General features: G+C 71.4%; 13 protein-coding genes, 2 tRNA genes and 1 pseudogene. 10 read left to right on the top strand and 6 right to left on the bottom strand.

The genetic code is table 11. The features are described 5' to 3' along the window. On the top strand, positions 1 to 897 hold an 897-nt coding region (locus tag VMR86_13035), incomplete at its 5' end, for a DNA primase small subunit domain-containing protein (GenBank protein HTO07968.1). A gap of 1 nt (position 898) precedes the next feature. Here VMR86_13035 and VMR86_13040 read toward each other — a convergent pair. Further along, positions 899 to 1,978, bottom strand: a complete 1,080-nt coding sequence (locus VMR86_13040; protein ID HTO07969.1) for an ATP-dependent DNA ligase — start codon at positions 1,976 to 1,978, stop codon at positions 899 to 901. Between the two features lie 51 nt (positions 1,979 to 2,029). Here VMR86_13040 and VMR86_13045 point away from each other — a divergent pair, with 51 nt between their 5' ends. Continuing rightward, positions 2,030 to 2,635, top strand: a complete 606-nt coding sequence (locus VMR86_13045) for a hypothetical protein (GenBank protein HTO07970.1) — start codon at positions 2,030 to 2,032, stop codon at positions 2,633 to 2,635. Between the two features lie 59 nt (positions 2,636 to 2,694). On the opposite strand, the gene VMR86_13050 is transcribed toward VMR86_13045, so the two are convergent. Then, entirely contained in the window at positions 2,695 to 3,474 is a 780-nt protein-coding gene (locus VMR86_13050) for a hypothetical protein (protein HTO07971.1), read from the bottom strand. A 75-nt stretch (positions 3,475 to 3,549) separates the two neighbouring features. Then, the gene (locus VMR86_13055; GenBank protein ID HTO07972.1) at positions 3,550 to 4,128 is read right to left on the bottom strand and encodes a TetR/AcrR family transcriptional regulator; all 579 of its coding nucleotides are present in this window, start codon (positions 4,126 to 4,128) and stop codon (positions 3,550 to 3,552) included. Between the two features lie 109 nt (positions 4,129 to 4,237). On the opposite strand from VMR86_13055, the gene VMR86_13060 reads away from it, so the two are divergent. Continuing rightward, the gene (locus VMR86_13060) at positions 4,238 to 4,882 is read left to right on the top strand and encodes a sigma-70 family RNA polymerase sigma factor (protein ID HTO07973.1); all 645 of its coding nucleotides are present in this window, start codon (positions 4,238 to 4,240) and stop codon (positions 4,880 to 4,882) included. A gap of 96 nt (positions 4,883 to 4,978) precedes the next feature. Here VMR86_13060 and VMR86_13065 read toward each other — a convergent pair. Continuing rightward, positions 4,979 to 5,887: pseudogene (locus VMR86_13065) on the bottom strand (site-2 protease family protein). Between the two features lie 243 nt (positions 5,888 to 6,130). Here VMR86_13065 and VMR86_13070 point away from each other — a divergent pair. Both VMR86_13070 and VMR86_13075 read left to right on the top strand, forming a co-directional pair. Beyond that, complete coding sequence (locus tag VMR86_13070) at positions 6,131 to 6,397, top strand: hypothetical protein (GenBank protein ID HTO07974.1); 267 nt, start codon at positions 6,131 to 6,133, stop codon at positions 6,395 to 6,397. 239 nt (positions 6,398 to 6,636) lie between these two features. After that, positions 6,637 to 7,149, top strand: coding sequence for a hypothetical protein (locus VMR86_13075; GenBank protein HTO07975.1), 513 nt, complete (start codon positions 6,637 to 6,639; stop codon positions 7,147 to 7,149). Positions 7,150 to 7,174: 25 nt separating this feature from the next. Here the strand turns inward: VMR86_13075 and VMR86_13080 are convergent. Next, positions 7,175 to 7,250 (bottom strand) — tRNA-Glu (locus VMR86_13080). A gap of 89 nt (positions 7,251 to 7,339) precedes the next feature. Between VMR86_13080 and VMR86_13085 the strand changes: the two genes are divergently transcribed. The 4 genes from VMR86_13085 to VMR86_13100 all read left to right on the top strand — a co-directional run bounded on the left by VMR86_13085 (position 7,340) and on the right by VMR86_13100 (position 10,199). Then, positions 7,340 to 8,125, top strand: a complete 786-nt coding sequence (locus VMR86_13085; GenBank protein ID HTO07976.1) for a nucleoside phosphorylase — start codon at positions 7,340 to 7,342, stop codon at positions 8,123 to 8,125. Continuing rightward, positions 8,122 to 9,291 (top strand): amidohydrolase family protein, encoded by a 1,170-nt coding sequence (locus VMR86_13090; GenBank protein ID HTO07977.1) that lies wholly within the window; start codon positions 8,122 to 8,124, stop codon positions 9,289 to 9,291. The genes VMR86_13085 and VMR86_13090 overlap by 4 nt, the downstream gene beginning before the upstream one ends. Positions 9,292 to 9,365: 74 nt before the next feature. Continuing rightward, on the top strand, positions 9,366 to 9,692 hold the full coding sequence (locus VMR86_13095) for a hypothetical protein (GenBank protein ID HTO07978.1): 327 nt from the start codon (positions 9,366 to 9,368) through the stop codon (positions 9,690 to 9,692). 433 nt (positions 9,693 to 10,125) lie between these two features. After that, a tRNA-Gln gene (locus VMR86_13100) sits at positions 10,126 to 10,199 on the top strand. 11 nt (positions 10,200 to 10,210) lie between these two features. Here VMR86_13100 and gltX read toward each other — a convergent pair. Then, a complete protein-coding gene (gene gltX, locus VMR86_13105) occupies positions 10,211 to 11,629 on the bottom strand; it encodes a glutamate--tRNA ligase (GenBank protein ID HTO07979.1) in 1,419 nt (472 codons plus the stop codon). A 140-nt stretch (positions 11,630 to 11,769) separates the two neighbouring features. Between gltX and VMR86_13110 the strand changes: the two genes are divergently transcribed. Then, positions 11,770 to 12,205: DUF177 domain-containing protein (locus tag VMR86_13110; protein HTO07980.1), on the top strand; the 436-nt coding region annotated here is incomplete at its 3' end.

Here is a 12,205-nt window from a genome sequence, read left to right on the forward strand (position 1 = left end):
GACCCCGGGCCGGGAGTCACTTGGCCCGACGTGCGGCGCGTAGCGCTTGAGGTGAAGTCACTCCTCGACGACCACCAGCTCATCGGCTGGCCGAAGACCAGCGGCTCGCGCGGCATGCACATCAACGTTCGCATCGCGCCCCGCTGGCCCTTCGGGGAAGTCCGGCGGGCAGCGCTGGCGCTCGCGCGCGAGATCGAGCGGCGCGCGCCCCAGCTCGCCACCTCGAAGTGGTGGAAGGAGGAGCGGCGCGGCGTGTTTCTCGACTACAACCAGAACGCCAAGGACCGCACGACCTGCTCGGCCTACTCGGTGCGGCCGCTCGACGACGCGCGTGTCTCGACGCCACTCACCTGGGCCGAGGTGCCGGACTGCGAGCCGGCGGACTTCACCGTGTTCACGGTGCCGGCGCGCCTGGCGAAGATGGGTGACCCGCACGCGGGCATCGACCGGGCGGCCGGGTCACTCGAGCCGCTGCTCGAGCTCGCGGCGCGCGACGAGGCGGCCGGCCTGGGCGACGCCCCCTGGCCGCCGCACTTCCGCAAGATGGAGGGCGAGGCGCCGCGCGTGGCTCCGTCGCGGAAGAAGGGCGCCGCGAAGGCGAAGCCGGCGCGCGTGAAGCTGCCGCTGGTCACGGTCGCGAACTCGCCCGACAAGGCCGCTGCGCTGGCGGGGCTCGAACGCTGGAAGGCGCGCCATCCGCGGGTCGCGGAGAGACTCGCCGTCGACGACGTGCTGGTCGACGCCATGCGCGGGCGCTCGTCGACCTGGACGCGCGTGCGCGTGAACCTGCGCCACGTGCCCGAGGCCGAGCGCCCGGCGCCGGAGACCCCCGACCCCGACGACGACCCGACGCGCGCGTGGCGCTCGGCCCGGCGCAAGCGCGGCGGCGACGCGTGACTCAGGCGCCCGAAGCGAAGATCTCCGCCAGCTCGTGCGGCGGCACGACCTCGAGCTGCGCATAGCTGCAGTCGCGCGGCGGCTTGTCGGGCCGCCAGCGGCGGAAGTGCGCGATGTGCCGGAAGCGCGTGCCCTGCATGTGGTCGTAGGCGACCTCGGCCACGAGCTCCGGCCGCAGCGGCTCCCACGACAGGTCCTTGTCACGGCTCCAGCGGCTCCTGGCGCCGGGACGCCGCTGCCTGCTCTCGTCGGCTGGACCCGCCCAGTCCCGCCAGGGGTGGTCGGCAAGCGCCTGGCTGCGGTACGGCGCGAGGAACGCCACCAGCTCGCGCCGCTTCGCCTCGCTGAAGCTCGAGGCCACACCCACGTGCTGGAGTGCCCCGGCGTCGTCGAACAGCCCGAGCAGGAGCGACCCGATCGCCTGATCGCGCCCGTTCTTGTGCCAGCGGAAGCCGGCGACCACACAGTCGCAGTCGCGCTCGTGCTTCACCTTGAACATGACCCGCTTGTTGGGCTCGTACCTGCCCGACTCGGGCTTCGCCATGACTCCATCCAGCCCGGCGCCCTCGAAGCGCCGGAACCAGTCGGCGGCGATGGCCCGATCTTCGGTCGCGGGAGTCAGGTGGAGCGGCGGCTCGGCGCGCGCCAGCAGCCGCTCGAGCGCCGCGCGCCGCGCGCGGAACGGCACGCCGCGCAGGTCGCGGTCGCCCTCGCACAACAGGTCGAAGAACACGATCGAGGCCGGGGTCTCTTTCGCGAGCAGCGTGACTCGCGAGGCGGCCGGGTGCAGGCGCTGCTGCAGCGCCTCGAAGTCGAGCCCGCCCTCGGAGGCGATCACGAGCTCGCCGTCGAGCACGCAGCGCTCTGGGAGCTGCGCGAGCAGGGGGGCACGCAGCTCGGGGAAGTAGCGATCGAGTGGCCGCTCCTCGCGGCTCTGGATGAACAGCTCTTCCCCGTCGCGGAACACGAGCACGCGGAAGCCGTCCCACTTGGGCTCGAAGATCAGCCCGGGGCCGCTCGGGATCTGGGCCACGCGCTTGGCGAGCATCGGCAGGACCGGCGGGGGCACCGGGAGTTGCACGCCGGCATTCTAGTCGTTGCGCGGCGCGCCCGATGCTGCGACGCTGCGCGTGTGACTGCGCGCGTGTTCCTGCTCTCGCCGGCGAGCTGCGCCGGGCAGCGCGGCAAGCTCTTGCTGCGCGGCGACGCGTCGTTCGAGCTGGCGCTGCGCTTGCGCCACGAGGGCGCCGAGCTGGGCGAGGTGTTCAGCTTCGTCTCCGCGCTGTATTTCCGCGGCAAGCTCAGCTACGCGCGCCGCTTCGCGCGCCCGCCCGCCGGAGCGCCCGGGGTATCGGTGATCACCTCGAGCCGCGGCTTGCTCGCGCCCGAGACGCGCATCGGCCTGGGCGACCTGCGCAGCTTCGCGCAGGTCAGCATCTCCGCCGAGAGCGGCCGCTACCTGCGCGCGCTGCGCGACGCCGCCCACGAGCTGCGCGCCCGGCTCGGCCCCGACAGCGAGGTGGTCCTGCTGGGCAGCATCGCCACGCCGAAGTACGTCACGCCGCTCGTCGAGGTGTTCGGGAAGTCACTCGTCTTCCCTCCCGACTTCGTGGGCCGCGGAGACATGAGCCGCGGCGGGCTGTTGCTGCGCGCGGCGCGCGCGGGCGACGAGCTCGGCTACGGACCCGTCGACGGTGCGGTCCGGCACGGCGCGCGCCCGAAGCGCCTGGACGACTGAGCGGGCCGTATCTCTCGCGAGATACGACCCGCTCATTCTCCGCCGAGGGGTTGCGGGGCTCAGCGGATCATGCGGCTCACGTCCTCGTTGAGGCGCCGCACCTCGTCGGCGGACACCTCCACGAAGTCGGGCTTGGGCTGGGTCAGGTCGGCGAAGGTGATCGCCGCCGAGTCCGGCGCGGTGCAGAACACCTGCTCGACGTCGCGCACGCGCACGGTGACCAGCAGGTTGCCGGTCGCCTTGGAGAAGAAGCGCACCAGGAAGTCGAAGCCGCGCGTCGCCGGGTCCTGGACCGCGTCGAGCGTGCAGAAGCCGGCCTGGCCGCTCACGTTCGCGCTGGGCAGGCCGGTGCGGGCGTGGCGGCCGCTCACCGGCGAGAGCACCGGTACGTTCGTGGTCGGGTCGCGGTCGATGGTGCCGAAGACCAGCGCGTCGCGGCGGCCGGGGCCGCCGTCGAACGAGTCACTGCCGTCGCCGCCCTGCCACAAGGCGGTGTCGTTGCCGCTGCCGCCGAGCTGGACGTCGCTGTTGGGCTGCGAGCCGCGCTCGATGCCGCCGATCAGGACGTCGTTGCCCGGACCGCCGATCAACACGTCGCTGCCCAGCATGCCGATCAGCACGTCGTCGCCCAGTCCGCCGATCAGCACGTCCGTGTCGTTCATGCTCTGGTTGGCAGCGGTTCCCGCGGGCTGGATCTCGGGATCGTTCGGGTTGTCGTCGTCGCTGCCGATCAGCACGTCGTCGTGGGGCGTGCCCACCTGCTCCGATGCGCGGGCGTTGCTCGCGCACAGCGCGACCGCGATCCCGATGGCTGCCGCGAGGCGAATTCTCTTGCTCATGTTCGTGACTCCTTGTTCGTCCCAGCGCGTGTTTGCCCGGGATCAGACAAACTACGCGCGAGTCACGAAGTCGGATCAGCCGAGCATGGCGAGCGTTCCGTTGTAGATGTCCTCCACGGTCGCGCGGCTCTGCGCGAGCTTGCCCGTGACCGCCATGCCCACCAGCGCGTTGGTCAGCGCGCGCGCGATCGCGCGCGGCGAGCGCTTGCCGGAGAGCTCGCCGACGCTCTGAGCGCGGCGCAGTGTCTTGACGATCGCGTTCTCGAGCAGCCCCAGCGTGTCGGCCAGGAGCTTGCGGATCTCGGCGTCGTGCGGGCCGAGCTCGACCAGTGAGTTCGCCACGAAGCAGCCGCGCGCGCGCTTGTCGAGCGCGAGCTGCTCGAAGAAGCGCACCACGTCTCTCACGTTGCGCGTCGGCGAGCCTTCGCGCTCGAGCAGCGCCAGCGCCTGCGCGAGCCGCGTGTCGCGGTAGTGCTCGATCGTGCGGATGAACAGCTGCCGCTTGTTCCCGAACGTGTCGTAGAGACTCTGGCGCGCGATGCCCATGCCGCGCAGCAGCCGGGTCAGCCCGATGCCCTGGTAGCCGTGCTGCCAGAACAGGTCGAGGGCCTTTTCCAGCGCGGCGTTCTCCGAGAAGCTCTTGGTGCGCGCCATGACGGGAGCATAACTAGACCATCCAGTCCGGAATGTGAAGCGCTCCACTGCGGGGCCGGCGGCGGAGCGGTTCATTTCGGACTGATCAGTCCATTCAGGAGTCATTGGCATGCTGGAGATCTCGGCCCTGTACAAACGCTACGCGAAGCTGGTCCACGGGCTGGCGCTCGCGATCCTGGGCTCGCCCGACGACGCGGACGACCTGGTCCAGGAGATCTTCGTGTCGCTCCTGCGCGGGGCGCAGGTCTTCGACCCGGCGCGCGGCACGATGAGCTCGTTCCTGATCACGCTGACGCGTTCGCGCGCGCTCGACCGCCTGCGCGCGCGCCATCGCTCCGCGCGGCTGCTGGCGAGCTGGCACGAGTCGGCCCCGCCCGAGGCGCCGCCCACGCCATTCGAGCGCGTGGCCGCCGGGCGGGCCGCGCGCCGCATGCGCGCGGGCGTCTCGCAGCTCCCGGAGCCGCAGCGGCGCGTGCTGGAGCTCGCCTACTGGTGCGGCTTGAGCCAAGCCGAGATCGCGCTCGATCTCGGCGCGCCGCTCGGCACCGTCAAGAGCCTCTCGCGGCGCGCGCTGGACCGGCTGCGGCAGTCGCTCGCGCCGGCCTCAGGCGTCGGCGACTGCGACCAGGCGCCGTACCTCGAGCATGCGGCGCACGGCGCCGCGAGTCACGATGCCCTCCAGCCGGTCGCCCGACATCACCAGCAGCTGGGCGCGGTGGCCGCGCGCCATCTGGCGCAGCGCGGACAGCAGTGAGTCGCGGGCGTCGCTGCGCAAGCCCTGGCTCAGCGGCACCATCGCATCGCGCACGCGCTTCGTCTCGAGCTGCTCGCGCGGCACGGTGCGCAGCTCGTCGAGCGAGATCGCGCCCAGGACCTTGTCGCCCTCGCACACCGGGAACCCGCGCACGCCCTCGCGCAGCAGGCACTCGTCGATCAGCGCGCGCAGCGTGAGATCCGGACTCACGGTGATCGGAGCGCGAATCATCACGTCCTCGACCTTCACGCCCTCGAGCGCGCGCCGCAGCACCAGCTCCTCCCAGCCGGCGCTCGCGGTCGCGCGCAGGAACAGCCCGATGAACACGAGCCACAGGCCGCCGACCAGGGCGCCGCTCACGATCTCGAGCGCGCCCAGCACCATCAGCCCGAGAGCGAAGCCCTTGCCCAGGTGCGAAGCGAGCTGCGTGGCTTTCGGGAGTGACCCCGTGCGCCACCACACCGCCGCGCGCAGGATCCGGCCGCCGTCGAGCGGCAGGCCGGGAATCAGGTTGAACAGACCCAACGCCGCATTGATGTACGCGAGATACTCGAGCACCGCGACCGTGACCGGCGACGGTCCGCCGCGCGCCGCCGCCGCCGCGAGCCAGAACAGGCCCGCGAGCGCGAAGCTCGTGAGTGGCCCGACCGCGGCGACGCGCAGCTCGACGCGCGGGTCCGACGGCTCCTGCTCGATGCGCGAGACCCCGCCGAACAGGAACAGCGTGATGCCCGAGACTCCGATCCCGTAGCGCTGCGCGACCAGCGAGTGCGACAGCTCGTGCACCAGCAGCGAGGCAAAGAACCCCAGTGTCGCGAACAGCCCCGCGATCCACGCCGTCGTGCGACCGATCTCTGGGAAGCGCGAAGGCAGATAGGTGGCCGACAGACTCCACAGCACGAGCGCGAAGATGAAGATCCATGAGCCCTGGATCCGGATCGGCATACCGGCCACTCGGGCGATCTGAACTCCGCGGGGTGGGTCTCGGGGATCGGGCTGTGACATGCGCTCCTTCCTCGCAACCACCGTGCCGGAGCCGGGGCCGCGCACTGACTCGCGCGCGCGAGCGATTTGAACAATCTCCCACGAGCTCACCCAGGCCTACCGAAAAAGCGGCGGAAAGGGGGGCCACCGTCAATGGCAGCGTCGCGGGTACTGGGCCGGGCAGCTTCGGGAATGCGGCCGCGTCGGCGCAGATCTCGCCGTTCCCCAACCCGAACGCGAGCGCGAGCGTGAAACTTCCAGACCGTGGACTGCAACCCGGGCGCCGAGGGACCGACTGCCCTCCCGCCGCCGATCGCGACTTGCGGGGCGACGCTGCAGGACGCGGCCGTGGTGCTGGAGCTCGACACGCTGACTGGCGCGGACAACCGCGCGGTGCTGAACGCCGCCTCGAACAACCAGGAGCACTTCGTCGCGGCGTTCGAGGCGTGGTCGATCCGATCCAGCGAGCGAGTCTCCTCGGGCGGCGCCGGCGAGTCACTTGAAGGGCGACACTTCAGCCTGACTCGATGAGTCCGCTCTCATCATTCCACCGAGTCACCCCTCTCGGACTGTCTTCTGGTAGTGTGTGCCCCATGACACGCATCGTTGGAATCGCAGTCGCAGTGAGCCTGACTGTCGTCGCTGGCGTCGCGCAGGCCGTGGTGATCGACGATCTCACTACCCCACAGACTCTATCCGCGGGCACCGGCTCCTCCGTCGCCCAGGGGACGGTGGCGACCGGAGGGGGGTCCCTCGGCGGCGCCCGCACGGTGATCCTCACTCGCGACCCGTCGAGCAGCGGCTCCGACTCGATCGCGATCGGCGCGGCAGGGGCGGGGGCAGACATCGCCTCGAGCTTCTGCTGCAGCGCGGCGATCTGGACTTTGGACTACGCGCTCACCGTGCCGATGGACCTCACGGAAGGCGGCACGGTCGATCGCCTGCGGTTCGTGGTTCAGGCGAGCTCCGAGCTCGCGGTGTCCGCGACCCTGCTCACGTCGGACACCGCCCAGTCGTTCGCAGAAGCCCAGGTCGGTCCATCCGCGGCCCCCGGAGTGATCGACCTCCCGTTCGCGAGCTTCGTGTCCTCGCCCTACGACCCCCCGGACCTGCAGCACATCGCGCGCGTGGTGATCCAGTTCGGCTTCTTCTCGACCCACAGCCAGCCGCTCACGGCGAGGATCTCGGCCATCGAGACCGTACCCGAGCCGGCCGGCCTGGCGCTGCTCGCGCTGGGCGCGCTGCGCAAGCTGCGCCCGAGGCGAGTGATTCGCGGCGAGTGAGTCACGCAACGTGTCTGCGACTCAGTGGCGGTCCCTACGGGAGTCGAACCCGTGTCTCCAGGGTGAGAACCTGATATCCTAGGCCTCTAGACGAAGGGACCGCGTGGGCGCGCACTGTAGGTGGGGGCGCGCGCCCAGTCAACGCCGCCTATATTCCGGCCCTCTAGACGCAAGGCGCGAGGGCGTGGGGATGAGCGAGGAACCCGGGCAGCCGATCACGGGGCTGCGGCGCGGGGCGGTGGGCGAGAACGTCTTCCTGTGCGGCGACCCGGCGCGGGTGCCGCGCATCGCCAAGGGCTGGGCGAAGGCGCGCGAGATCCTGAACCTGCGCGAGTACCGCGTGGTGGTCGGCGAGCGTGACGGCGTGCGCATGGCCGCGGCTTCGACGGGCATCGGCGCGCCCAGCACCGCAGTGCTGGTGGAGGAGCTGGCCAAGATCGGAGCCCGGCGCATGATCCGGGTCGGGAACAGCGGCGGGCTGCAGCCGTCGCTCGGGCTCGGGGATCTCGTGATCACCACGGGCGCCGTGCGCGACGACGGCACCTCGAAGAGCTACGTGCTGCCGGAGTATCCCGCGGTGGCGAGCTGGCGGGTCGTGGGCGCGCTGGTCGCGGCGTCGCAGGCGCGCGGCGTGAGACACGCCGTGGGAGTCACCTGGTCACTCGACGCCTTCTACGCGCGCAATGCCGTGCTGGGCGCCGGCGGGGCGATCGAGAGCATGGCGTTCGGCGGCTATCGGCCGCCCGAGCTCGAGGCGCGGCTGGTGGCCATGCGCGACGCGCGCGTGCAGAACTGCGAGATGGAGAGCGGCATCCTGCTCACGCTCGCGTCGCTCTACGGGCTCGAAGCCGGCTGCATCTGCGTGGTGTCCGACCGCGCGCCCTGGCCCGGACCCGCGGAGCTCGACATCGACAAGAACATGGACGCGTGCATCGCCGTCGCCGGCGACGCGATGCTCGCGCTCGCACGGGGTTGAGCGCGCTCTCGATCTGGGCGGCGCGCGCACTCACTCCCGGGGGTGAGCTGGCGCGGGCGCGGGTGCGCTGCGCGGGCGGCCGCATCGAGACGGTCGAGGGCGGCGTCGAGCCGCGCTCCGACGACGTGCGGCACGAGAACGGCACGCTCGTGCCGGGGCTGATCGACTTGCAGGTGAACGGCGGCGCGGGCGCGGCCTACGACGATCCCGACCCCGCGGCGCGCAGGCGCGCGACCGACTTCCACCTGCGCGCCGGCACGACCAGCCTGCTCGCCACGCTCGTCAGCGCGCCGCTCGATGCGCTGGAACGCGCGCTCGCGCGGCTGCTCGGCGACGTGTCGCCGGGCGGGCCGATCCTGGGCATCCACCTCGAAGGGCCGTTCCTGGCCGACGCCAAGCGCGGCGCGCACGCGGCCGAGCACCTGTGCGATCCCACGCCCGAACGCGTGGGCCGGCTGCTCGACGTGGCCGAGGGCGCGACCCGCATGGTGACTCTCGCGCCCGAGCGCGAAGGCGCGCTCGCCGCCGTGGAGCGCTTCGCGCGCGCGGGCGCGGTGGTGGCGGCGGGTCACTCGCGCGCGACCCTGGCCGAGGTGCGCGCGGCGATCGAGCGCGGTCTCTCGTTCGTGACTCACGTGGGCAACGCGAGTGACTGGCCGGCGCGTGTGCTCGACCCGGCGCTCGGCCGGCGCGTGTCGGAGCCCAACCTGGTGGGCGCGTTCCTCGTCGATCGGCGCCTGCGCGGCAGCGTGATCCTCGACGGCCATCACCTGCACCCGGAGCTCGCGCGCGCGCTGGTCGAGCTGCGCGGCGCGGAGGCGGTCGCGCTCGTGTCCGACGCCACGCCCGCGACCGGCCTGCCGCCGGGCCGCTATCGCATGGGCGGGCTCGACGCCGAGATCCACCCCGGCGGGCTCGCGACCACCGGGGAAAGCCTCGCCGGCAGCGCCATTCCGCTGCTCGACGCCGTGCGCACCGCCGTGCGCCTGGCCGGCCTGCCGCTCGCGACCGCCGTGCGCATGGCGAGCGCGGTGCCGGCCTCGGTGCTGGGTCTCGGCGCCCGGAAGGGCAGTATCTCCGCAGGTGCGGACGCGGACTTGCTCGTGCTCGGACCCGATTTGAGCCTGCGCGCCGTGTATCGCGCCGGCGAGTCGCTCGCGATCTGAGCCGTCAAGTTGGCCCGCCGCGGGCCGATGGAGTCCGGGACGCCCGCGGACTTTCCGCCGGCAGGAGGACTCTCATGCGCAAGCTCATCCACACCATCGCCGCCGCCGTCGTGCTCACCGGCCTGCTCGCCGTGGTGCCGACCTCGGCCCGCGCCGTCGGCTACGAGGACTCACTCGACGACTGCCACTACCCGGAGTCGTTCGACGTGTTCGTGATGCGCCCGCTCGCCTTCACCGGCCTGCTCGGCGGCTCGCTCCTGTACGGAGTGCTCGCGCCCGTGTGGCTGGCCTTCGACGCGCGCGACGCCGGCTCGATCGGCCACAACCTGGTCGTCGAGCCCGCCGAGTTCACCTTCGGCCGAGGCATCGGCCAGTGCTCGAGCACGGCGGACCAGGAGTAGGGATTCCGTCCGTCCGATCCTCGCGAGCAAGCCGCACGAAAGAGCGAGGCCGAGCGAAGGCCGCCCTGAGCGAGGCCGCAAGTGCCGAAGGCACGCGCAGCGAGCCGCAGGCGAGCGAAGCCAATCAAAACGGGGTCCGGCCTGAGCCGAACCCCGTTTCGTGTCGTCTGGAGGGAGAAATAAGGCTTCTTGGTCCGACACCACCCAGTGGGTCCGCGAGAAGCAAGCCTTTCAGAGGGAGTGGGGTCTGGCTCGCGGAATGCCGTCGGCTCTCGCCGATGACCCCTCGCGGACCCGGGTGGGTGCGTGTCGTCCGATGAGTAGACGCCCGCCCCCAAGATCTATTCGAGGCGGCCGATCCGATTGCTCCGGCGCCGCGACCGCGTATATTCCGCGGCCTGAGCGTGGCTCGGGTCACGCGCGCATGGCTTGTTGGCGGATCGTCTAACGGCAGGACAACGGGTTCTGGCCCCGTTAATCTAGGTTCGAATCCTAGTCCGCCAACCATCGACACTCGCTCAGGAGATCGACGCGAGTGCCTCGGCCAGCCGGCGCAACGTCCGGTCCTTGCCCAGGACCTCGAGCGTCTCGTAGATCGGCGGGCTGACCGTTCCGCCGGTGACTGCCACGCGCACCGGCTGCGCGAGCTTTCCGAGCTCGATCGCGTGTGCGGCGATCACCTTCTGGAAGGCGAGCTCGAGCGCTGCGCGCTCCCAGGCTGAAACGCGTTCCAGCTCGGCGCGCAGCTCCGTCAACCGCGGCGCGACTTCGCGGGTCAGAAACTTCGCGGCGGCCTTCGGGTCGAGTGTCAGCTCGTCCACGTAGTAGAAGCGCGCGAGCGCGGCCATCTCGACCAGCGTCTTGCTGCGCTCGCGCAACAGGTCGACCAGGCGTGCGAGGCCGTCGTCCACGGGCACGGGCCGGCGCGCCTCGGCGTCGAGGAAGCGCTGCAGGTGGGCGAGGAGTCTCTCGCGCGGCAGCGACTTCAGATAGTGCTGCGACAGCCACAGCAGCTTGTCGTCGTGCACCTGCGAGGGTGACTGGCCGATGCCGTCCAGCGTGAACAGCCGGGCGAGCTCGTCCTGCGAGAAGATCTCGAGATCGCCGTGCCCCCAGCCCAGCCGCGCGATGTAGTTCAGCACGGCCTCGGGACAGAAGCCGCGGTCGCGGTAGCTCTGCACCGACACCGAGTCGGCGCGCTTGGAGAGCTTCTTGCCGCCGGCCTCGATCAGGAGCGGCGCGTGGCCGAACAGGGGCGGCTCCCAGCCCATGCCCTGGTAGATCAGGAGCTGACGCGGCGTGCTGGTCATGTGCTCGCGGCCGCGGATCACGTGAGTGACTCCCATGTCGTGATCGTCGACCACGACCGCGAAGTGGTAGATCGCAGAGCCGTCGCTGCGCGCGATCACGAAGTCGTCGAGCTCGGAAGCGTCCTCGCCCGCGGGACCCGCGACCAGGTCGTCCCAGCGCGTGAGTCCGCCCGAGTCAGGCACGCGCAGCCGCACCGCGAAGGGCAGGGCGGTGTCGGGACCCAGCTGCTTGTTGCGGCAGGTGCGGTCGTAGCGCGGCTTCTCGCCGCGGGCGCGCGCGCGCTCGCGCATGGCCTCGACCTCGGCCTCGGTGCAGGTGCAGCGGTAGGCGTGCCCGCGCGCCAGCAGCTCCGCGATCGCCTCGCGGTAGCGCGCGCCGCGCTCCGACTGGCGGGGGATGCCGCTCGTGCCGGGGACCGGGTCCCAGGAGAGCCCGATCCACTCCAGCGCCTCGAGCACGAGCTTCTCGGACTCGAGCGTGGAGCGCTCCCGGTCGGTGTCTTCGATGCGCAGCAGGAACTTCCCGCCCTCGTGCCGGGCGAACGCCCAGTTGAAGAGCGCCGTGCGGGCGCCGCCGATGTGAAGCGCGCCCGTGGGGCTCGGTGCGTACCGTGTAACCACCGACATCGGGCCGCAGTCTAGGGAACGCCGGCCGGGGTCGCAGCGCCGAATTGACAACCCGGGAGCGGCGACCTAATCGTGGGCAAATCCGCGGTTTGGGTGGGCTTTTCCCCGACGCGCCCCCGTTCGCGCGGAAGGAGCGACCGATGTCCCAGCTGACCGTCCGGCGCGAGGCCGTCCAGGAGACTCCGCGCCCGTTCCAGCTCGTGGCGGACGCGGAGTGGTGGAACGGCGTGCGCGACATGTTCCGCGACCCCGACGCCCGCCTCGTGGCGCCGCTGGTGGCGTCGTTCGACGGCTACCGGCTGGGCCACCGGCTTTTGTTCCGCGGCCGGATCCAGGGGGAGATCGCCCTGCGCTGCTCGCGCTGCGGCGATCCAGTCGGCCTGAAGATCTCCGAGCCGCTGGAACTCCTGCTCGAGCCCGCGCAGAATCCGGACGAGGTTCCAGAGGGAGGAATCGAGCTCGACCCGGAGGATCTCGAGCTCGGGCGCTACGCAGGCGACGAGCTAGACTTCGGCCCGGTCGTTCTGGAAATCCTGTCGCTCGCGTGGCCCATGCAGCCACTCTGCTCGGAGTCGT

It is taken from the genome of Myxococcota bacterium (assembly GCA_035498015.1).
Classification (GTDB): Bacteria; Myxococcota_A; UBA9160; order SZUA-336; family SZUA-336; genus VGRW01.